Annotated in this window: 16 protein-coding genes; 10 read left to right on the top strand and 6 right to left on the bottom strand. The window is 44.1% G+C overall.

Features of this window, described 5'->3' with window-relative positions; translation table 11 throughout:
- Positions 1-99: 99 nt before the first annotated feature.
- The 3 genes from infC to QNI24_RS14190 form a co-directional block, all read right to left on the bottom strand.
- Positions 100-624: a translation initiation factor IF-3 gene (infC, locus tag QNI24_RS14200; protein ID WP_267177638.1), complete on the bottom strand. Its 525-nt coding sequence runs from the start codon at positions 622-624 to the stop codon at positions 100-102.
- 79 nt (positions 625-703) lie between these two features.
- The gene (gene thrS, locus QNI24_RS14195) at positions 704-2,611 is read right to left on the bottom strand and encodes a threonine--tRNA ligase (RefSeq protein WP_267177630.1); all 1,908 of its coding nucleotides are present in this window, start codon (positions 2,609-2,611) and stop codon (positions 704-706) included.
- Between the two features lie 100 nt (positions 2,612-2,711).
- Positions 2,712-3,440: a pyridoxine 5'-phosphate synthase gene (locus tag QNI24_RS14190; RefSeq protein WP_267177631.1), complete on the bottom strand. Its 729-nt coding sequence runs from the start codon at positions 3,438-3,440 to the stop codon at positions 2,712-2,714.
- A 326-nt stretch (positions 3,441-3,766) separates the two neighbouring features.
- Between QNI24_RS14190 and QNI24_RS14185 the strand changes: the two genes are divergently transcribed.
- Positions 3,767-4,522 carry a hypothetical protein gene (locus QNI24_RS14185; protein ID WP_267177632.1) on the top strand — a complete coding sequence of 252 codons (756 nt, stop codon included), beginning with the start codon at positions 3,767-3,769 and terminating at the stop codon, positions 4,520-4,522.
- A 76-nt stretch (positions 4,523-4,598) separates the two neighbouring features.
- Here QNI24_RS14185 and QNI24_RS14180 read toward each other — a convergent pair whose 3' ends face one another.
- Complete coding sequence (locus QNI24_RS14180; RefSeq protein WP_267177633.1) at positions 4,599-5,447, bottom strand: tryptophan 2,3-dioxygenase; 849 nt, start codon at positions 5,445-5,447, stop codon at positions 4,599-4,601.
- 369 nt (positions 5,448-5,816) lie between these two features.
- Here QNI24_RS14180 and pdhA point away from each other — a divergent pair, with 369 nt between their 5' ends.
- The 7 genes from pdhA to QNI24_RS14145 all read left to right on the top strand — a co-directional run bounded on the left by pdhA (position 5,817) and on the right by QNI24_RS14145 (position 12,284).
- On the top strand, positions 5,817-6,899 hold the full coding sequence (pdhA, locus tag QNI24_RS14175) for a pyruvate dehydrogenase (acetyl-transferring) E1 component subunit alpha (protein ID WP_267177634.1): 1,083 nt from the start codon (positions 5,817-5,819) through the stop codon (positions 6,897-6,899).
- The gene (locus QNI24_RS14170) at positions 6,841-7,872 is read left to right on the top strand and encodes an alpha-ketoacid dehydrogenase subunit beta (protein WP_458368013.1); all 1,032 of its coding nucleotides are present in this window, start codon (positions 6,841-6,843) and stop codon (positions 7,870-7,872) included. Before pdhA ends, QNI24_RS14170 begins: the two co-directional genes overlap by 59 nt.
- Positions 7,869-9,203, top strand: a complete 1,335-nt coding sequence (locus QNI24_RS14165) for a dihydrolipoamide acetyltransferase family protein (protein ID WP_267177636.1) — start codon at positions 7,869-7,871, stop codon at positions 9,201-9,203. The genes QNI24_RS14170 and QNI24_RS14165 overlap by 4 nt, the downstream gene beginning before the upstream one ends.
- Before the next feature lie 208 nt (positions 9,204-9,411).
- A complete protein-coding gene (locus tag QNI24_RS14160) occupies positions 9,412-9,993 on the top strand; it encodes an HvfA family oxazolone/thioamide-modified RiPP metallophore (protein WP_283708748.1) in 582 nt (193 codons plus the stop codon).
- A 16-nt stretch (positions 9,994-10,009) separates the two neighbouring features.
- A complete protein-coding gene (locus tag QNI24_RS14155; protein WP_267177559.1) occupies positions 10,010-10,864 on the top strand; it encodes an HvfB family MNIO-type RiPP peptide maturase in 855 nt (284 codons plus the stop codon).
- Positions 10,842-11,603 carry an HvfC family RiPP maturation protein gene (locus QNI24_RS14150; RefSeq protein ID WP_267177558.1) on the top strand — a complete coding sequence of 254 codons (762 nt, stop codon included), beginning with the start codon at positions 10,842-10,844 and terminating at the stop codon, positions 11,601-11,603. Before QNI24_RS14155 ends, QNI24_RS14150 begins: the two co-directional genes overlap by 23 nt.
- Before the next feature lie 15 nt (positions 11,604-11,618).
- Positions 11,619-12,284: an HvfX family Cu-binding RiPP maturation protein gene (locus QNI24_RS14145; RefSeq protein WP_267177557.1), complete on the top strand. Its 666-nt coding sequence runs from the start codon at positions 11,619-11,621 to the stop codon at positions 12,282-12,284.
- A gap of 29 nt (positions 12,285-12,313) precedes the next feature.
- Here QNI24_RS14145 and QNI24_RS14140 read toward each other — a convergent pair whose 3' ends face one another.
- The gene (locus QNI24_RS14140) at positions 12,314-15,001 is read right to left on the bottom strand and encodes a serine/threonine-protein kinase (RefSeq protein ID WP_267177556.1); all 2,688 of its coding nucleotides are present in this window, start codon (positions 14,999-15,001) and stop codon (positions 12,314-12,316) included.
- Positions 15,002-15,003: 2 nt separating this feature from the next.
- The gene (locus QNI24_RS14135) at positions 15,004-15,531 is read right to left on the bottom strand and encodes a sigma-70 family RNA polymerase sigma factor (RefSeq protein ID WP_267177555.1); all 528 of its coding nucleotides are present in this window, start codon (positions 15,529-15,531) and stop codon (positions 15,004-15,006) included.
- A 153-nt stretch (positions 15,532-15,684) separates the two neighbouring features.
- Between QNI24_RS14135 and QNI24_RS14130 the strand changes: the two genes are divergently transcribed.
- Together QNI24_RS14130 and QNI24_RS14125 are read left to right on the top strand one after the other, a co-directional pair.
- The gene (locus tag QNI24_RS14130) at positions 15,685-19,587 is read left to right on the top strand and encodes an Ig-like domain-containing protein (RefSeq protein WP_267177554.1); all 3,903 of its coding nucleotides are present in this window, start codon (positions 15,685-15,687) and stop codon (positions 19,585-19,587) included.
- Between the two features lie 146 nt (positions 19,588-19,733).
- Entirely contained in the window at positions 19,734-21,890 is a 2,157-nt protein-coding gene (locus QNI24_RS14125) for an endonuclease (protein ID WP_267177553.1), read from the top strand.
- Positions 21,891-21,910 lie beyond the last annotated feature (20 nt).

Raw genomic sequence — 21,910 nt, 5'->3', positions numbered from 1 at the left:
TTCATTTATATACTCCAGCAAGTAGCCAATAAATCGACTTTTTTCATACTTGACTCACTGGTCAGCTAATTATTTTTTTGGGAATTTAAACCCCTATAATTATTTGTTGGGCTTAGGCGCCAACAACATAATCATAAATCGACCTTCCATTTTCGCTGGTCGTTGTTCAACAACCACTTCATCCACTAAATCTTTCTCTAACCGGTCCAACATATCAGAACCGATGTCTCTGTGTGCCAATTCACGTCCTCTGAACATGATGGTCACTTTGACCTTGTTGCCTTGGCCAATAAATCTTCTTAAATTTCTGAGCTTGACTTGGTAATCCGCTTCTTCAGTGTTGGGCCTGAACTTGACCTCTTTTAACTGAACTTTCTTTTGTTTTTTCTTGGCTTGTTGGTTCTTTTTGGCTTGTTCAAACTTGAACTTGCCATAATCCATGATTTTACAAACTGGTGGTGCCGCTTTGGGAGATATTTCTACCAAATCCAATCCGGCTCCTCTGGCCCTATCTAAGGCTTCAGCTGTTGTAATTATTCCAACCTGTTCTCCATGTTGGTCTATAAGCCTAACTTCAGGAACCCTTATTTGTTTGTTCCTGCGTACTTTGTCATTTCTAGCGATTAGTCAATCCTCCAATGTATTTAAATTTGTTTAAGCATGATGTGATTGAATTCTCTCAATCCTAAAACATTTAAACGCTTTATTTCTTTTCGTTGATTTGTAAGTTCATTAGCTGAGCCAACTCATCAACTTTCATAGAACCTAAATCTTGACCATCATGTGATCTGACCGTGATGGTTTCATTTTCAAGCTCGTTGTTACCCACAATAACCAAATAATTTACCTTGTTTAATGTGTGCTGGCGAATTTTATAGCCGATCTTCTCGTTTCTCAAGTCATAAATCGCCCTAAAACCCTGATTTTTCAAAGTTTGTCCCACTTTTTGTGCATATTCCGACTGTTGACCCGTGATATTGAGCACGGCAACTTGAGTTGGCGCCAACCAAAGCGGCATGTTTCCGGCATGCTGTTCTAGCAAAATACCGATAAACCTTTCAAATGAACCCAGTATAGCGCGATGCAACATCACTGGTGTGACGCGGTCGCCATTTTCGTCAATATAAGTGGCTTCCAATCTGTTGGGCATGGAGAAATCCACTTGAATGGTGCCACATTGCCACACCCTACCTAAACAGTCTTTCAAAGAAAATTCAATTTTGGGTCCATAAAAAGCACCTTCACCTGGCAACTCCTCCCAAGCTATGCCTTTATCGTCCAAGGCATCAGCCAAAGCTTTTTCGGATTTATCCCAAACTTCGTCACTGCCGACACGTTTTTCTGGACGGGTTGAAATGCGATAGATGATTTCATCAAAGCCAAAATCGGCATAAACTTCATGTAAAAAATCAATGAACTCAGAAACCTCAGCACCAATTTGATCTTCTTGACAGAAAATGTGCGCATCATCTTGTACAAAACCACGTACCCGCATTAAACCATGCAAAGCCCCTGACGGCTCATTGCGGTGACACGAACCAAACTCAGCCAAACGAATCGGTAAATCACGGTATGATTTAAGTCCTTGGTTATAGACTTGAACATGACATGGGCAATTCATTGGTTTAACTGCAAATTGGCGGTTTTCTGATTCTACGCTGAACATGTCATCACCAAATTTATCGGCATGACCTGACTTTTCCCATAAGGTGTATTCAACCACTGATGGGGTGTTAATCTCTTTGTAATCCCTGGCGTTGAGTTTTTTTCTCATGTATTGTTGAACGGCTTGATAGATAGACCAACCACGCTCATGCCAAAACACCATGCCAGGCGCCTCTTCTTGGAAGTGAAACAGGTCCATTTGTTTACCTAGCTTTCTGTGGTCACGTTTTTCAGCCTCTTCCAGCATGTGTAGGTAAGTTTTCAAATCCTTCTTGTCATGCCAAGCGGTGCCATAGACCCTTTGCAGCATTTCATTATCACTGTTACCGCGCCAGTAAGCGCCAGCGATACTCATTAACTTGAATACTTTTAACTTGCCGGTATTGGGTACGTGTGGCCCACGACATAAATCAACAAATTCGCCCTGCTTGTATAATGACAACACTTCATCCTCAGGTATGTCTCTGATGATTTCAGCTTTGTACTTCTCGCCCTTCTTTTCAAAAAAATCAACCGCTTCGTTTCGAGACATCTCAAAACGCTCAACTGGTAATTTTTCTTTGACAATTTTTTTCATCTCAGCTGTGATTTTTGCCAAGTCATCTTCATGAAAAGGGTCTTTTGTTGCAAAGTCGTAATAAAAGCCATTGTCTATCACCGGGCCAATGGTAACCTCAACCTTAGGAAATAAACGTTGCACAGCTTGCGCCATTAAATGTGCTGCGGAATGACGCAACACCTCTAGACCATCATCCGTGTTACCTGTCACTATGGTCAAATCAATGTCTTTATCAATCAAGTGAGTCAGATCAACCATCTCACCATCAACACGCGCTGCCAAAGCTGCATTGGCTAAACCTGGCCCAATGTCTTCAGCCACTGCGGCTACGGTAAGTGATTGTTCGTATTTACGCTGAGATCCATCAGCCAAAGTTACAGTTATCATGTCAATTTCCAAGCCTTCAGTTGTCTTGTTCTGAGGCGTAAATTCAAGTCGCACAAAAAAGAGCGAGATTATAGCATGTCAAAGGGTTAAAAAGTACCTATCAAGAGCGGCAAATAGCCAGATAGCGCTGAATCACATCAGCCACCCCAAACTCCAGGGACTCAATGGTCAAAGCATGGCCAATCGAAACTTCCAAGATGTCAGGAATGGTCAGAAACTGAGTTAAATTATCCAAGTCCAAATCATGACCTGCATTGACTCCTAAACCCAAGGCTTGAGCCAGTTCCGCGGACTGCTTGTATTGCATCAGTGTGCTTTGATAATCACCCTCAGCATAAGCGTTGGCGTAGGACTCTGTGTATAATTCGATGCGATCAATGCCAGTTTGACTGGCTGCTTTGATTTGCTGCTCATCAGGGTCGATGAACAAGGAGCTCCTGACCCCAAACGATTTCAATTCTGCAGCCAATGCAGTTATCCAATCAGCATGTTCGGCCAAATCCCAACCGTGGTCTGAAGTCAATTGGTCAGGGGCGTCGGGCACCAAAGTGCACTGATCTGGCTTTGTTGCTGCCACCAAAGCCATAAATTCGACCGATGGATAGCCTTCAACATTGAATTCAACATCTGGGTATTGTCGGCACAACTCACTCAAATCTCGCGTGTCTTGCCGCGTGGCGTGTCTTTCATCTTGGCGCGGATGAACTGTGATGCCATCAACACCCATAGCAATCAACTTTTCAGCGTAGGCCAGGACATTGGGGTAATCTCTGCCTCGTGAATTTCTGAGTAAGGCTATTTTGTTTAAATTTACACTGAGCGCTGTCATATCCAACAATGCCATTCAAATCGTAAATTTTAACCCATGCAGGCATGAAATGAGAATGAAAGTTTGGTTAGAAGTGATGACTGTTTGAATAAGGAAGTTGCGAGAACAATACAGAGAGAAAACGTCAACCCACAAAACTCTGTATTGCCTCGCTGGTGTAGGTTAAATTAATAGCCCACGATTTGGAGATAAATTTGACCTCCCCCTGTTCGTTTCACATTTTGCGAAATGAGATAAAACTGATGTGAGAACATACAGGTTGGAGATGATTTTACATCAAAGGACACTGGTGGTATTATTGCGTACAAATATGCGCGCAAAATATTATGAGTTCTGACAAAAGACATTTGGTACAACTTCAAAAAGCCCTCATCCCAGTGAGTAAAATGGTCATTAAATTTGGCTTGCAATACCACGAATTCAGGGCCAACAGCCAGAAAGCCTACATCAAAGCAGCCGAGGAACTGCTAGAAGATGCAAACATAAAACCAACCATTCAAGCCATTGCAGTGAAGACTGGTATTGACCGCAGGGTGATTGCAGAATTCAATAACAACAAAAACCAAAACAATGACGTATTGAACAAGATGGACATGATCATTGTGGCTCTACAACAAACCAAAGCCAAGAATAAACGCCTAACGCACGCCAAATTAACCACATTGATTGACAACATTTACGGTAACCACATCCGAGCCAAAGCCGTGATCACAGAATTAATCAGCAATCAAATCATCAGCAAGTCGGAAAATAAATACCTCATCACTGACAGCCTCAATCAACAGTTGATGCAACAAGCGGAACTGGCAGAGGAAGTGGACATAACCACCAAAAGGCTGTTTCAAACTTTCTATAAGAAAATGTTCGCCACTGATCTGAAACAAAACCTTAACCAGGCTTCGATCTTCTCCAGCAAGATTCCGCACAGCAAACACGATGAAATCAATCAAATCATCGATAAAAAAATGCGCGCGTTTCAACAGGAAATGAAGGCACTGATTCAACAGCATGAAACCAATGTACCTGAAGGCACCTACGCCAACGTCGGTTTTTCACAATTTCAATTTGATTCTAGTGAATAGTGGCTACAATGATTCGCCTGACCCGTTCATAAACTATAACAGAATCAATTATTACCAAGAAAAGCTGCCGTCAAAACTAAAGTTCAGTGCGCAGCTTGAGCAACTCTGGAAAAAAAGTTAACTCCAAGGCTTTTTTCAAAAAACTCACCCCAGATGATCCACCAGTGCCTTGTTTAAAGCCAATGATCCGCTCTACAGTTTTCATGTGCCTGAAACGCCACAATTGAAAGGACTGTTCGACATCCACCAACTGTTCACACAGCGCATACATGGCCCAATGTTGGTCAGGGCGTTTATAAATGACCACCAACACATCCATCAAATCCTGATTAAACACATGGGGTTTGCGCAAGTCACGCTGAACCAGTGACTCAGGCACAGAATACCCCTCATCGAACAGGTGTTTTATAAAAACATCATAAATACTTGGGGCAGCCAGAACATCCTGCAGAATCGCCCTGGATTCCGAATCCTCCGGAAAAACCTTGACCATGTTTTTGTTTTTATTGCCCAACAAAAATTCTACCTGCCGATAATGCACCGATTGGAAGCCAGATGCATTGCCGAGCACATGCCTGAATTGGGTGTACTCACTGGGGGTTAGCGTTTCTAACACCGCCCATTGTTCGAATAATTGTTTTTGTATTTGTTTGACCCGAGCCAAGATTTTTGAAGCCCGACCGAGTCTTTTTATCTGAACACACCTGATGGCCTCAGTTAACTCGTGAACAATTAATTTCATCCACAGTTCAGAGGTTTGGTGCTGAATAATGAACAACATCTCATCATGGTGTTCGGGATCACTCAGTGGCTTCTGCGCAGAGAACAAAGTATCCAGACACAGGTAACCGCCATAATTTTTTCTTTCTGAAACATCTAATTTGATGCCGTCCTCCAATGGACGGATATTTTTTCTCTCTTTCATTCAGTCGAACCCATATTTGTAATGACTGCTCCCAATAATAGAGTAAACAGTCTATTTTTTCCTTAGATTTGTTGCCCTTGCCATTTAATAAAAGGTTTCATTCCTATATAATACAGCCCGCTTTGCTGGCGTAAATCTAAACCAGTTTGAGCGCATTATAATGAAGATGGCGAGTTAATTAAGCATTTAATCATACATAAATGCTGCATATTGAAGTGGCTTTGACACAAATACAGCCGACTTTAAAACCTCCCATCCCACGGGCACACATCCAGAATAAAACAGGCAACTGGTTGATTCATGACCGGTTTGGTTATCTGTTTGAATGGCGTGACCCACCACTGTAGACCACATTTTCGGAGAGTGAAATTGACCACAGTCGCATCATTTAATATCGATTATTTGCAGTACCTGACACCCAACGGTGATTTAGTTGGCGATAAGAAACCCAAAGTAGCCACAGACTTTGAACACCTCAAATCCATTTATGAGTTGATGGTACTGACCAGAACTTTTGACGCCAAAGCCGTTGCCTTACAGCGAACAGGTAAATTAGGCACCTATGCTTCCAGTTTAGGTCACGAAGCGGTGCACATTGCGATGGGCGCTGCCATGCAAGAAGCAGATGTTTTTGCCCCCATGTACAGAGAATATGGCGCACAATTTTATCGCGGCGTGAAGCTGTCAGAAGTACTACTCTACTGGGGTGGCGATGAACGTGGCAGTAATTTTTCAGGTCCCCAACATGATTTTCCATGGTGTGTGCCTATCGCCACACAATGCACCCATGCAGCTGGTGCTGCTTTGGCCTTTAAATTGCGCGGTGAGAAACGTGCTGCTGTCTCAGTGGTTGGTGACGGCGGTAGCTCCAAAGGCGATTTCTTAGAAGCCATCAATGCTGCCAGTGCATTCCAATTACCAATGGTGATGATGATTGTTAACAACCAGTGGGCGATTTCAGTACCCCGTAAGAAACAAAGCCAAGGACGTACTTTGGCACAAAAAGGCTTGGCCGGTGGCTTGCCATCTATCCAAGTAGATGGCAACGACTACATCGCCGTTTACACTGCGGTCAAAGCCGCATTGAAGCGCGCTTATGAAGGCAAAGGCGCCTCTGTTATTGAGGCAATCACTTACCGACTGAGTGACCACACCACAGCCGATGATGCTTCACGCTACCGTCCTGATGATGAAGTGGAAAATGCCAAACAATTTGAACCAATCAAACGCATGCGTAAATACCTGACCTCACAAGGCCAGTGGAATGAACAACTGGAAAATCAGCTGATCAACACTTGTAAAGTTGATGTGGATGCTGCGGTTGAGGAATACCAGAACGCTTCTGACTTATCAGTGGCTGACATGTTTGATCACATGTATGAAGAATTACCGCATGATTTGGCTGAACAAAAAGCCTATGCCCAAGCTATGGAGGAGAAGTCTAATGGCTAAGATTACAATGGTTGAAGCGGTCACAATGGCCTTGGCACACGAATTAAAAAACGATAAAGATGTGGTTGTATTGGGTGAAGATGTCGGTATCAATGGCGGCGTATTCAGAGCCACCAATGGCTTGGCACAAACTTTTGGTGAAGACCGAGTGATTGATACCCCCTTGGCAGAGGCGATGATTGCAGGCATGACGGTTGGTATGGCCACACAGGGCATGAAGCCAATTGCTGAAGCACAATTTATGGGCTTTATTTATCCCATGGTTGAACACATCATTTGTCATGCAGCCAGAATGCGTAACCGCACCAGAGGCAGATTAACCTGTCCGCTGGTGATCAGAGCACCTTATGGCGGCGGTATCCATGCACCCGAACACCATTCAGAGAGTACCGAAGCGATGTTTGCTCACATGCCTGGTATCAGGGTGGTGATTCCATCTTCACCTTCAAGAGCCTATGGTTTGTTACTGGCTGCCATTCGCAACCCAGACCCAGTGTTGTTCTTGGAGCCCAAGCGTGTATACCACCTCAACAAGGAAGAAGTTGAAGATGACGGTGAAGAATACCCATTAGATATGTGTTATGTTGATCGTGAAGGTGATGATGTGACCCTGATTACCTGGGGTGCGATGATGAAAGAAACCATTGAGGCCGCCAATATCTTGGCTGAGCGTGGCATTTCGGCTGAAATCATCGACGTGGCAACTGTCAGTCCGCTGGACATGGATACCATTCATGAGTCGGTGGCAAAGACCGGTCGATGTGTGATCATTCAGGAGGCAGCGAAACACTGTTCCGTTTCCTCAGAGATTGCAGCCAATTTAGCTGACCAAGGCTTGTACAATTTGAACGCACCAGTTAAACGTGTGACGGGTTATGACACCATCATGCCGTTGTTCAAATTAGAGAAAAAATACATGCCATCAGTAGACAGAATTTTAGATAAAGTAGAACAAGTTTTGGAGGTTTCATGAGCATATTTAATTTACCCGATTTAGGTGAAGGCTTGCCTGATGCAGAGATTGTTGAATGGCATGTCAAAGTTGGCGATCAAGTCGAAGTTGATCAAGCCATGGTGTCCATGGAAACCGCCAAGGCAGTTGTCGATGTGCCAGTACCAATGGCCGGCGTGGTCAAAAAACTCTATGGCGAACCCGGTGATGTGATTGATACTGGCGCGCCTTTGATAGAGTTTTCAGTAGACGGTGAAGCGACAGCTGATAGCAGCGAAGCCGAGAGTGAAGCCGACTCGCCTGCAAAATTACGTGCTGAAGCCGAACAAGTGCTGATGGATTTGGATGATGACAGCGCCAAACAAACGGCATCACCTGAAGCGCCAGCGAAAGAAGAAGCCATTGGTACTGTTGTTGGCCAGATGGAATCATCTGATGCCGTGGTTGACAGCATGACTGATTTTGGCGGCAAAAAAGCCGCTCCTGCCGTGCGTGCTTTGGCCAAAAAGTTAGGGGTTGATTTGTCGACAGTTGAAGCCACGGGCACTGGCGGGGTGATTCGCCCTTCTGATGTGAAAGCAGCAGCCGCCAATCCACCAGCCCAAAAGCCAGCCTCTGCGCCTGCTAAATCAGCACCCACTCAAGCAACGCCTAACAAACCAGCGGTCACTCAAGCAGCAAAACCACCAGCACCAGTCAATAAACCAATAGTTGATGATAATTGGCAACAGGTCAAAGGTTCACGCAGAACCATGGCCAGAGTGATGCAAAATTCGCACGCCAATATTGTACCTACCACCATCATGGATGATGCCGATATCAACAATTGGCAACCTGGTGAAGACATCACTGCTCGACTGATACGTTCATTGGTGGTTGCAGCACAAGCTGAGCCCACTTTGAATGCTTGGTTTGATGGTGACAAATTATCCAGAAGATTAATCAGTCATGTTGATGTGGGTATTGCTGTTGACACCGAAGACGGTTTGTTTGTGCCGACCATGCGTAATTGTGATCAGATGACGGCTGGCGATGTTCGCAACGCCATGAACAACATCAAGGAACAAGTCAAAACCCGCAGCATCCCGCCAGAAGACATGAAAGACTACACCATCATGTTATCAAATTTTGGGGTTTATGCGGGCCGTTATGCCACACCTGTTATCACGCCACCTTGTGTTTCTATTGTGGCAGCTGGTAAATTGCGCCATGATGTGGTGCCTGTTTTAGGTGGTATGGAAGCACACAGAATCATTCCCTTGTCATTGACTTTTGATCACCGAGCAGTCACTGGTGGTGAGGCGGCCAGATTTTTGGCAGCCATGATCAACGACTTAAATAAGAGCCGATGATTCATTAATTTTTCATTAATTTGAAATCAAAAACGTCCATTTCGTTGAATTGGGCGTTTTTTTTTGTAATATTTTTTAATGGCGATGGTCATATTACTGTGCTTATAATAAACACAGAAATGATTGCAGCATGGTCAAGTTCAATTGATTCAAATGTGAATACATTTCAATAATAAATTAAACATTCATTCCCTCGGAGGAGATTTTTATGAAAAACTTTAAAATAAAACCTGTTAATGCAGCCATTGCTGCCGCTGTAACTGTAGTTGGAGCTGGCGCTTTAATGAGTGGTTCTGATAACCCATTTGGTCAAACTGACCTGAGCGATGGTTACCAAAACGCCGATGGTCGTATTGCCAAAGCCGATGGGTCTGGAGAAGGCAAATGTGGCGAAGGCAAATGCGGCGGCGATAAGGCCGAAGGCAAGAAAGCCGAAGGCAAATGTGGTGAAGGCAAATGCGGTGGCGAGAAAAAAGCCGAAGGCAAATGCGGTGAAGGCAAATGCGGTGGCGAGAAAAAAGCCGAAGGCAAATGCGGTGAAGGCAAATGCGGTGGCGAGAAAAAAGCCGAAGGCAAATGCGGTGAAGGCAAGTGCGGCGGAGAGAAAAAAGCCGAAGGCAAGTGCGGTGAAGGCAAGTGCGGCGGCGAGAAAAAAGCCGAAGGCAAATGCGGTGAAGGCAAGTGCGGCGGCGAGAAAAAAGCCGAAGGCAAGTGCGGTGAAGGCAAATGCGGCGGCGAGAAAGCTGAAAAAACCGAAGGCAAATGCGGCGAAGGTAAGTGCGGCGGCTAAAAGCAGGTAATCTGAAATGAAAAATTTAGAAATTTCAGGTGCCGGTATCGGATTGAGACGGGGACTGGTGTCCCCGTTTCAAGCTTATGGTGACCTCAATCCAGTTCAGTTCATGGAGGTGGCACCAGAAAACTGGATGACCGTTGGCGGTAAAGCCAAGTATGACTTTCTCGCTTTTGCAGAAAAATACCCCATGATTTTGCACGGCTTATCCTTATCAATTGGTGGCCCGGATGAATTGAATGTGGCTTTTGTTAAGTCATTGAAAAAATTCAAAGAATCCATCAAAGCCCCAATTTACTCTGAACACCTTTCATACTGTACCGATGGTGGTCAACTTTATGATTTAATGCCAATCCCATTTACTGAAGAGGCTGCCAACTATGTGGCCGAACGTGTGATACGGGTGCAAGATATTCTGGGTGAAAGGATGGCATTAGAAAACGTTTCCTATTACCTGACCCAACCAAACCCAGAAATGACTGAAATTGAATTTATCAATCATGTCATTAAAAAAGCTGACTGTTTGTTGCACTTAGATGTTAACAACATCCATGTCAACAGTGTCAATCATCGCTACGACCCATTTGATTTCCTGGATCAGCTACCCACAGATCGAATCGCCTACATACATGTAGCGGGTCACTACAATGAAGCAGAAGATTTAATTGTTGATACGCATGGGGCAGCAGTGATCGAAAAAGTGTGGCAAATCCTCGCATACACTTACAAAAACTACGGTGTATTTCCGACTCTACTGGAGCGTGACTTCAACTACCCGCCAGTAGCTGAACTATTGGCTGAAGTCGAGAGAATCAGTCAGTTACAACAAACTTACAGCCAAAAAAATGAGCAACAAGCCATCATTTAAACAAGCTCAAGTTGATTTCGCGGCGCACATCAGGGATCCGCAAAACAACCCAAAACCTGCGAGCATAGAAGATCGGCGGATGAAAATCTATCGTGATTTATTTATCAGCAGCATCGGTGGCTTATTGGCCGGTTCTTTTCCTGTTATCCGTTCTCTTTATACGGATGCCAGCTGGGAATTATTGGTCAGAAAATACTTTAAAAAAGAGCACAACAAAACCCCACATTTTCCTGAGATACCGCGTGAATTCGTGACATTTCTACAGACCAACCCCGAAGCTGACCCAAATAAACCATTCCTTTACGAATTGGCACATTACGAGTGGCTTGAGCTGCATCTAGAAAAGCACAGCATCGAATTGAAAAGACCAGCAGAACCGATTTCAGCAGATCAACTGATGAATGAAAGCCCTGTCATCTCGCCCTTGGCCAGACTCAACAGTTATGCCTTTCCTGTCCATAAAATCAAAGCATCTTTTCAACCCACACAAGCTGCTGAAACACCTATTTATTTGACTGTATGGCGAGACCAAAACTTTCAAATCCATTTTTCAGAAATGACGCCATTTTCAGCGTTGTTACTTGAAAAATTAATGAATAATAAATCCGACAGCGGACATCAGGTTTTGCAACAACTGGCCATTCAACACCAACACCCTGACCCCGAACAATTTATCAACTTTGGTGAACAAGTAATCACTCAATGGTTGCAGCAAGACATCATCATTTCAATTAAATAAAAAAAGGAGCAAACAATGGCATTAAATTCATTGCAGAACCTATGGGTTCAGCTAACCAGCAGACTTAATTCAGTAGGACAATGGGTACCACCACTGTTAATTCGGGTGATCCTATTTTGGGAGTTTTATGAAGCCGGCACGCAAAAAATCAATGGTGAAAACTGGTTTGCTGGCATTCAAGACAGCTTCCCTTTTCCATTCAACCACATTCCTGCTGATGTGTCATGGTTCATGGCAGCCTGGGGAGAATACCTCTTTGCCATTTTGTTGTTGTTGGGTTTGTTCACCCGGTTTGCAGCTGTTTCATTATTGGTAATTACGGCCGTTGCAACAGCCGCTGTACACTGGCCTGAAAGCTACTCATCATTGGGCCAATTGTGGGAAGGCTATGCCATTACCAACAAAGGTGCGGGCAACTTTAAGTTACCGCTGTTATTTGCCATCTTGTTATTACCACTGATTTTCTCAGGCGGCGGTAAGTTCTCTCTAGATCATGTTCTGACTCACTTTTTGGGTGGTGATGCCAAGCACCCAATCACCTCGGACTTTGTTTCTAAAGGCTTGGGTCTGGTGGTGCTGGGTTTACCGCTGTTCTTCGTGATGCAGTCAATAGGCATCGCTCTGCTGGTGGTTGGGGTGGTTTTAATCATTGCAGACCGCTTTATTACACCAACTGGCTAATCATTTTCAATGGCACATGAAAAAAGCCGTTAGTTTGCGGCTTTTTTTGTTTCCTCCCGCCAAGCTGTGATGTTTTCATTTATCTGTCTACGTCCATCTGAATCAGACATGTAAATGTGTTTGGATTTTTCAGCAGCTGACAATAACCATTCGAATGCCAGCTCATCAAAGCCACATGTTTTTAATAATTGACTGATCCAGATTTCAGCACCTAGACGGCGCCAACCGGTGGCAGACTCTTTTGCTAAATCTGTTTCTATGCTTTTGATTAATGCAATGATACTTTGACAGCTTTCATCAGAGTTACCGGACCCAGCAACATTGGCTATATGGATTATTTGGTTGTATAAATTACTTCTGTTGTGGGCTTTAAAAACCGGCATGACCTCTGTCAGTATCTGGGCAGAGTCTTGATGTTTATTCAGCTTGGCTAAAACCCGAGACAAATTGGCCTTTGCTGTGGCAGCGCGAATCAGGTTTTCTGGGTCTAACTGAATTCGTAACTCGATTGACTTTTCATAAAGTTCCGAAGCTTTTTGAAATTGACCCAAATCTTCGTAAACATAGGCCAAGTTATTTATCATTCTAGCAGTCTCAAAATTATTTCCCCCATAAAATGATGTGTATACATCAAGTATTTTTAAATAGATAGAAGCAGCATCTGAAAAGTAACCTCGGTCATGCAGGAAAGCGCCTTGGGCTGATAAATTAGCAGCGTATTCAGGGTGGTTTTCAGAATAAAGCGTTTTGCTTATCTTTAACAATTCATCCAATACAATCCTGGCCTCATCATGCCGGTCCAAACGCATCAATCTAACAGCTTGACTGTTGACTCGTTTGAGGTAAAAGGGGTGTACTTTGCCCACCAACTTGGCTGTCAGGTCCCTGGACTTTTCAGCAAATGCCAGCGCTCGCTCCTTATCAGAGTATTTAATCGCCTCACCCCATACATGATAAAATCGACTCATCAGCTCAGTGTCATTCAAGTGCTCTTCCGTCAAGGTCGAAAAGGCGGCTGATAGAATATTAGCTGACTCCTCTCGCTCTCCACGTTCAGTAGCCACTGTGGCTTTTCGGGTCAAATGTATGATTGCTTCTCTGCTACCAACCAATTTGGCTGCTGTTTGATCCGCTTGAATAAATATCTCCTCACTTTTTTGTATTTCATCATTGCGAAAATACATCAATGCCAACTGTCCTTGGGCAGCCAACAAACTCATGTCATCCCCGATCTTCTCGTAGTTATCTACTGCTTGTTTATAATACGAAATGGCTTTAGGGGTATTTTGTAGATGGTGGTGAATGGATGCCATGATACCTGACAATGCAGCTTCAACACTGGGCTGATTGGCCACGCCTGCAGCTAATTGACGTTCACCTTGTTCTAAAACATCATTTAAACTGATGTCTTTCCCGCCATGGCCCAATGGCGAAACCGACTCAAACAAGGTGGTTAAGAACTCTGTGGTTTTTTGTGCAATCAGAGCCTGTTGATTAGCAAAATCTCGCTCAGCTTCTAACCTTAAACTGTTCTTGTACATGAGGATGGGTAATAACGTCATAAAAGTCAACACTGCCAACACCAAACCGCTTGATAATGGGTTGCGCTTGAATAATTTACCCAATCGGTACCACCGACCATCACCACTGGCTTTTAACGGTTTATTCTGCAGGTAGTTATTAACATCCAGTATCAAATCATCGGCATTGGAATAGCGTCTTTGCGGTTCTTTTCTGATAGCCTTCATCACCAAATTATCCAAGTCTCCTTGTAATAATTTTGCAGCAAAACCAGTCGATTTATCAGTTGCAGTTACTTCACTGGGTTTTGGCGGTGTTTCAGCAGTTATTTCCTTAACAAAAGCGGCTGGGGATTCGGTGTTGTGTTGAGCCTTGTGATCAGTCAATATTTCATACAGCAATAAGCCCAAGGCATATACGTCTGTGGCGGTTGTGACATGTTCTCCGGAAATCTGTTCTGGTGTTGAATAAGCGAAAGTCAACATCACATCACCTTGCGTTTGGGTGATGTCATCATCAACCAACTTGGCAATACCAAAATCAAGTAATTTCACCACCCCGTCAGCCGTTATTAAAATATTGGACGGCTTGATGTCGCGGTGTATTACACCTTTAGAGTGAGCATGACTGACTGCCTGACAAACTTGTAAAAAACAGCGCAAATTTTCATCTAGGCTTGCTTTGTTTTTTTTCAAATAAGCCAACATCGGCACACCATCAATCCATTCCATAATCATATACAAGCGTCGGTTGGTTTGACCTCCGCCAAGCAAAGTAGCGATGTTAGGATGTTGCAGACTTGCCAAGACCTCTCGCTCTGCTTGAAAGCGTTGTAACTCTTTTTCTGATGCAGTCACTTTGATGAATTTCACAGCCACGTGATGGTCGAATTCACCATCATCTCGATTAGCTAACCAGACTTCGCCCTGCCCTCCTTGTCCAATCTTTTTGAGTAATTTATATTGCTCAATTAACTGTCCTTTTTGAATGTCATCAACGTTTAAACTACTTTTCAGCTCATTGAGCACACTGTTTGAAATGGCTTCGTCAATATCACCTGAAAAACCCAGCAATTCAATTACTTTGGCTTTGACTGATTCACTGTATTTACTGTTTTGGATGTGAGCTGCTCGATCATTCTCTGCCAGGTCCAAACATTCATTGAACAGCCTTTTAATTGATTTGCCATCAGCCATAATTAATCTAACCTTCCTGCATTCTCTAAATATTTATGAATGACCACCCGACCAAACTTCAAATCTCTCTCTAAGGTTGCCAAGGAAATTGACAAACAGGCTGCGGCTTGCGCTTGAGTTAGTTCAGTAAAGTAAACCAATTCAATGGCCTGGGCACTGCGGGTTTCCAGTTTTTCAAGGTATTCAAGCGCTTGATTAAACACATCAAACTCCACCACCAACTGTTGGGAAACACCCAGAGACTCTGTCCATACCATGACATCTGCATTGTTTTTTTTGGTGTTTTTATGCGTCGCGTGATTCAATAATACCCGTCGCATTTGCCTGGCAAAGGTGTAGTAATAATGTTTCTGGTCATTAAAAGATAAATGGCTCGGCAGTAACTTTGCAAACGCTTCATGCACCAGGTCCGTTGCTGATAAGGTGTGGTCAGTCCTTTCTTTGGCAATCAGCTTTCGCGCCAGCTGCTTTAATTGCAGATAAATAACTTCATCCAAACCCTCTTTTTCATTGCCCAAATCACTGTTCATATATTTACGTTATCACGAACTTTATATTTTTTTCAAAAAAAATGAGGGGTTTTTGATGCAATCTTGCTTATTAAGCTAACACGTAATTTTTTATGGCTTTGGTAGTGACCAAACTGAGCTCAGAGAGAGCAACATCAACTGGGAGAAACAAAGATGAAAACAGCACATAAATTGAAAATTTTAATATCAACAATTTTACTCACTCATGCCAGTACTGGTATGAGTGAATTGGAAGACAACGAGGCATACCGCAATGCTTTTCAGGCTTGGGCAGCCTCACATGTGGCACTACTTCCTACTTCTTTTTTGCCTGGACCGATAGGTACTGCGGCTGACTTGGCTTCCATTCCAATTGATGTGAGGATCAAAACTTTACCAGCGTATTTCATAGCCCCGACACCCAATGCGGTCGCCCCCAACAGTCCTGATGGCTGTCATTACGACTTCAGTTTGCCGCAGAAAACATCCACTTATGAAAACCTTTTTGGTCTCGCTGATATCACGCCTTTGAGCCAGAACTGGGGGGCTTTCAGTAACCAACAACCTCCTGTGGTTGAGCATGCCAATGCACAAGTTGAGGTCAGGGTTGCGCATGAATACCTGAATGAATGGACTGAATCAGACAAAATTGTTGTGTTTCCATCAGGCGATCACCGCATCCAGTGGGGGGCCTATACCCAAATCGATCCATTGATAGATGTTACGCTACCTATAGCTATTTTTATTGCTTCCAATGAGATTAAGTACCTTGATTCTTTTTTTTCACTGCAAACAGATCCCAGAACCGCTGCCAGGGCGGCTGAAATTGGCGGTTTATTTTTAATCAATGCGGGCATTGAATTGGGGTTGTTAGCTGCCGGGCAAGTTGACAGCAACCTGCCCTTTGACTCAGCAGCACACACTCAAAACAGAAGTTTCACTGTTTATGACATCAATCCACCAGAGATAAGCACCACAGACGCCAATCCAGATCCTTTGGAGGCGAACAGTTTTGGTGGGGAGTTGTGGTCGGTTCATAAAGACGTATTTCGTCAAACCATTGATGCATCTGACCCATGCAGCCAAATGATACTGGTCGGTAATGATGCGCCATTCAAATTACCCTTAGGTACCACAGAAGTCACTTGGCAAGTCTTTGACACTGGACCATTGGGTGGCGGGAATCCAGGAGTTGCTACAGTTTCTCAATTCATAACCGTAGAGGACACACGTGCACCAATTATATTGGCACCACCCAGTCGTGTTATTGAATCCAATACAGCAGCGAGCACCGACGATTTCGATGTCGGCAATGCAGTGGTTTTTGATGTCGCCGACCCTAACCCTGTCATCAGTAACACCATTGGCAGTGGTTTTGAGACAGATACCAGAACAGAGGTGGTTTGGACTGCCACAGACAGTTCAGGCAACAGCGCATCAAAATCACAATGGATTACAGTCAAAACACCGGGCACCAATACCGCTCCCAGTGTTGAAAATATTGCGGCCAGTGGTTTGACATCTGAACCCATCGACTTGACCCTCAATGGTTCAGACAATGATTTTCTGTCAGGCCGATTTGATCCACTGAAATTCACCATCATCAATGAACCAGAGAATGGATTTTTTGTGGCCCCTCTGGTGCCCTATTTTATTGAAGATTATCGGGTAAGACCAGGAAGCACCGTAGGTGACATTCTGAACAATTCACCCAACCCTGCCGCTGAATTAGATGTGGCGTTTTGTGATAACAACCAAGACATACCAGTGAACTTTGTTTATCAATCAGAATTTGTTCACGTTGATGATTCTGGTACATCTTATGTTCTTGATCGGTATTGGCGTTGTGGCAATGGTTTACCGACCACCTCACCGAGACTTTCTAAATGGGCAGAAGATGGTTCACTGAGTCATCAAATTGATATCAACTCATCAGTTAAACGCATCACCATGGATGCAGATGGTTTCCTTTATGCGGTAACACCAGGCACCAATTCAGATGCTTTATTTTTAAATAAACTAGACGCGGATTTAAATGGCATAGACAGCTGGAAACTTGACAGCATTCCTGCCAGTTTAGGTAACCCGAGATTACTTGGTGCGACTTATGACAGTGATACGGGGCTTATTTTTGCAACAGATAAACGCCGTGTTTATATCTTTGATGGTGCTGATGGTCAGTTTGTCCCCGCATTTTTGGGCACCTTAAAAAATGCTGAGAACTTTTTATCAGGAGAACCCTCGGTTGCTGGCAGCAGCAGTCGAGGTTTTTATATTGAGATTGATTCTGTTGGAAACTTATACATTGTTGACTCTGGCGCCAATAGAATTCACAAATTCAATCCAACCAGTTACGACGGTGTAACCATCAATATTGGTGAGCATATTGGCTGGTTGGGACGCTGTGAAAGTGGACCAGGTTGTGATGATGAAAATCAACGCAGCATTGGCTACAGTTGCAGCGCCAATACACCATGTGATGACTTAATTGCTGACGGTAACAACTGCGGTGGTCAAATTGCTGGTGCTTGTACCAATGGCAACGGCCATGGTCAATTCGATACACCAATTGGTATGACCTTGGACCCCAGCGACATCCTCTATGTTACTGATTATGAAAACTCCAGGGTTCAACGTTTCACCCCCCTGGGTGACTTTGCTGGTGAAGCGGCATCCAGTTGTGATGGATCTTGTTTTGTTCTTGGTGACATGGGCCGACCTTTAGATATCAGTGTCAACTCCAGCCAATTTTATGTGTTAGATAATGACCGTGAATTGATGCACGTTTTTGAAACGGCTCCCTTCAAAGAAATCACAGAAAACAGTGTGGTAGTCACTTATGCATCAAATAATGACTTTCAAGGAGTTGACACCTTTTCTTTTATCGCTAATGATGGCCTCATCGACAGCAATCAAGGTTCAGCCACTTTGAATATATCACGAAATTTCAGGCCTCCAGAAGCCATTGACAGTGCATGGACATTAGATGAGGATACAGCTCTCAATCTTGCCCTCTCAGCCACTGATCCTGATGGTATATTAGGTATAGACTTCAATGGCCTTGACACACTCAATTACAGCATAATAGATCCCCCCATTTATGGCTCTCTGACTGGGTCAGGTCTGAACAGAGTGTATACCCCTGATGAAAATTACAGCGGTACTGATACATTCACGTTTAAGGTTGATGATGGTGTGTTTGATTCAGAGACAGCTGTTGTTACAATAACAGTCAATGAAGTGAATGATGTGCCTGAGGTGAGTTTCACTGATGAAAATTCACGCATACTGCCGACAAAACTATGGCCTCTATTGGCCGGAAAAGTGGCTGGCAATGACATCCAAGCAGGTTTGGGCTATCCGCTACCACTGATTGCAGAGTATGTCGACCCTGATGCCAACCAAAATCACTTTTTGCAAATTAACTGGGGTGATGGGAATACCGATAGTGGCAGCACCACAACAACTGTCACTGATCCTGAGAATCCACCTGAAGGGCCATTAATGACCAACACCTTCAATGCTGTAGGACAGATCTTTACTGACCACACTTATCTAACACCAGGAAACAAAACCATCAGTCTGCAGGTATTTGATGACAACGCCGCTGACTCAGCTGTCGCAACAGCTGAAATCAATGTGATTCCAATGGTCGATTTAACCTTGACAGAAGAGACGGTTGACCCAGAGGATTATCCTGAACCTGGTGCCACCACCTCTGTCACCATTGAATTAAGAAATGTAGCGCCTGCTGAACCCGTCGTTGGGTTGAGTGCGACCAATGTGATGTTTTCTGGTGAACTGCCAGAGGATGTAACGTTACTCGGCATCACCACTTCACAAGGTAGTTGTCTCTCAAAAGATCAAATAAGCACCTGCCAAATAGGCAATCTGGCCTCAGATGAACTGGTAGAAATTGTGGTTACCATGCAACCTGATCCGCGGTTTAATCCTTTCGATGCTGGTTATGTCATTAATGCCAGCAGTAATGAACCAGATGCCTCAAAAAATAATTTAAAAGTGATTCAAATACCGATTAAGTTTGATGATGAAATTTTCATCAATGGATTTGATTAAATCGCTCCGGTAATTCATAAAAAAAGCTGCTTTGGCAGCTTTTTTTATGCGCACACTATAAATTTCTTAACAGAATAATCATTTCGTCACAATTCAATCGAGAAATACATGTAAAATGCGCGCCAGTTATTAAAAAGAGAGACTGTATGAAGTATGTATTTTGCCTGATAATGGCGCTTTCAATCCATCAAGCCAACGCCGGTGGCACTTCGGAACTAGCCAATGTTTTGATTTCTGAAGTGGCCGTTACACCAACGGCAGGTGAGTTCATCGAGATACACAATGCAGGCCAAGTTGCGGTCAGTTTAACCGACGTATACTTGACCGATGCCACTTTCGCACCGAATGATCAGTTTTATTACAAAATCGTTGAAGGCGGCGGCGGTGGTGGCGGGTTTGCTGATTTTTTTGCCCGCTTTCCAGACGGTGCCACCATTGCCGGTGGCGAATACCAAACCATTGCGCTGAATGGTTCAACCAACTTCAACAGTACTTACGGTGTTCAACCCACCTATGAATTGTATGAAGATGACGCTTCAGCCGATGCCATCCCCGATATGCTGGAAGCCACTTTTGAATCCATCAACAACCAAGGCGGCTTGAGTGGTGGCGAGGTGGCTGTCTTGTTCTATTGGGATGGTGTTTCTGATTTGGTTCAAGATATGGACTATGTGGTTTGGGGGGATAAAAATGAAGCTGTAGATAAATCAGCACAAGCAATTGATGGCCCAGATGTTGATGCCAATGTTTCGATTTATGAAAACGAAACTTCTGTGGCTGATCAAGCCGTCATCAGTACCAACTCACACAATGGTGGACAAAGTTGGCAGCGCATCGACTTGACCGAGGGTGCGGAGGCTCAAACCGGCGGCAACGGCATCACTGGTCATGATGAAACCTCTGAAAACCTTGACTTCACATTTGGTGAGGACGTCCCTACTCCCAACGCGGCAACCAACATCACACCGCCTGTGGCACAATTTGTTATCAATGAGATAGACTCGCTTTCACAAGGCAATGATTTCATTGAGTTATTAGGCAATGCCAACACCAATACGGACGGTTACACCCTGGTTTTATATGATGGCATGACTGATGAGGTATCGGCCGTGATCAGTTTGGATGGTTTGAATACGGATGCCAATGGTTATTTGTTGGTCAATCAAGAATTGGACTCAGGTGCAGATGCTGTGGCCCTGTATATTTCTGATGCCATGAACTTCATGGTGGGTGATCCAATCACTGCCACCGACCTCATGGATGCCATCGTTTATGACACCGGCCAAGCCGATGATGCTGAGCTTTTGACATTATTAAACCCTGGTCAACCACAGGTCAATGAAAACGCCAACGGCAACGCATCAACTGAATCATTGATTCGATGCACCAATGGTTCAGGTGGTCAATTGAACACCAATTCATTCAAAGCCTTCACCCCATCACCAGGTGCTGAAAATGCCGACTGTGTGACCTTTGATGATTATTACGCCACGGCTGATAACACCAATGCACAAACTTTAAGAGATTCACTGCATAACATCATTGATGACCATGTGGTGTTTCCATATTCTTCAGGTGCTGAAGACACTTGGGACATCTTATCCATCGCTGATGAAGACCCACAGGTTCCAGGACAAGTGTGGATGATTTACAGAAACAATAATTACACTTGGCAAGGTGGCGGTCAACAAGCATACAACCGCGAACACACCTGGCCTCAGTCATACGGTTTCAGTTCAGGTGCTTTGGGCGATGACAACGCAGCACGAACAGACACCCATCACTTGATGCTGTCTGATGTCGGTTACAACAGTGACCGTGGTAATTTGTATTTTGATGACTGCATCAGCGGTTGTACCAGTCGAACGACTGACGCGCATGAAAACCCCAACACCCCACAAATGGATACCATAGGTGGCGGAGCCAATGATGTTAATTTGTTTGACGGCAACTCATTTGAGGTTTGGGACTTCCGCAAAGGCGACATTGCCCGGGCCATGTTTTACATGGACGTGCGCTATGCTGGCGACGTTTCAGGTGAAGTTGATTTGCAGTTGACTGATAATGCTTCGTTGATTCAAACCGGTGCTCCATTCATGGGTTTGTTGTCGGTGTTATTAGAATGGCACCAAGCTGATCCAGTTGATGATGTTGAAAGAAACCGCAATGACTTCATTTTCACCAAACAACTCAACCGCAATCCGTTCATTGACCACCCTGAGTGGGTTGAATGTATTTTTGTGGTTGGTGGACAATGTGCCACTGGTGACAACGATTTGATCTTTGCAGATGGTTTTGAATAAAACTTAAGTAATATAAAAAC

This window comes from Marinicella marina (assembly GCF_030065545.1).
In the GTDB taxonomy this organism is placed as follows: domain Bacteria; phylum Pseudomonadota; class Gammaproteobacteria; order Xanthomonadales; family Marinicellaceae; genus Marinicella; species Marinicella marina.
The sequence above is the reverse complement of the archived record's forward strand: the minus strand, read 5'-3'. Positions and strand labels throughout refer to the sequence as shown.

Coding starts and splice junctions, on each gene's coding strand:
- thrS (WP_267177630.1), bottom strand. CDS start 2,611: ATGATAACTGTAACTTTGGCTGATGGATCTCAGCGTAAATACGAACAA.
- QNI24_RS14190 (WP_267177631.1), bottom strand. CDS start 3,440: ATGACAGCGCTCAGTGTAAATTTAAACAAAATAGCCTTACTCAGAAAT.
- QNI24_RS14185 (WP_267177632.1), top strand. CDS start 3,767: ATGAGTTCTGACAAAAGACATTTGGTACAACTTCAAAAAGCCCTCATC.
- QNI24_RS14180 (WP_267177633.1), bottom strand. CDS start 5,447: ATGAAAGAGAGAAAAAATATCCGTCCATTGGAGGACGGCATCAAATTA.
- QNI24_RS14170 (WP_458368013.1), top strand. CDS start 6,841: ATGATTTGGCTGAACAAAAAGCCTATGCCCAAGCTATGGAGGAGAAGT.
- QNI24_RS14165 (WP_267177636.1), top strand. CDS start 7,869: ATGAGCATATTTAATTTACCCGATTTAGGTGAAGGCTTGCCTGATGCA.
- QNI24_RS14160 (WP_283708748.1), top strand. CDS start 9,412: ATGAAAAACTTTAAAATAAAACCTGTTAATGCAGCCATTGCTGCCGCT.
- QNI24_RS14155 (WP_267177559.1), top strand. CDS start 10,010: ATGAAAAATTTAGAAATTTCAGGTGCCGGTATCGGATTGAGACGGGGA.
- QNI24_RS14150 (WP_267177558.1), top strand. CDS start 10,842: ATGAGCAACAAGCCATCATTTAAACAAGCTCAAGTTGATTTCGCGGCG.
- QNI24_RS14145 (WP_267177557.1), top strand. CDS start 11,619: ATGGCATTAAATTCATTGCAGAACCTATGGGTTCAGCTAACCAGCAGA.
- QNI24_RS14140 (WP_267177556.1), bottom strand. CDS start 15,001: ATGGCTGATGGCAAATCAATTAAAAGGCTGTTCAATGAATGTTTGGAC.
- QNI24_RS14135 (WP_267177555.1), bottom strand. CDS start 15,531: ATGAACAGTGATTTGGGCAATGAAAAAGAGGGTTTGGATGAAGTTATT.
- QNI24_RS14130 (WP_267177554.1), top strand. CDS start 15,685: ATGAAAACAGCACATAAATTGAAAATTTTAATATCAACAATTTTACTC.
- QNI24_RS14125 (WP_267177553.1), top strand. CDS start 19,734: ATGAAGTATGTATTTTGCCTGATAATGGCGCTTTCAATCCATCAAGCC.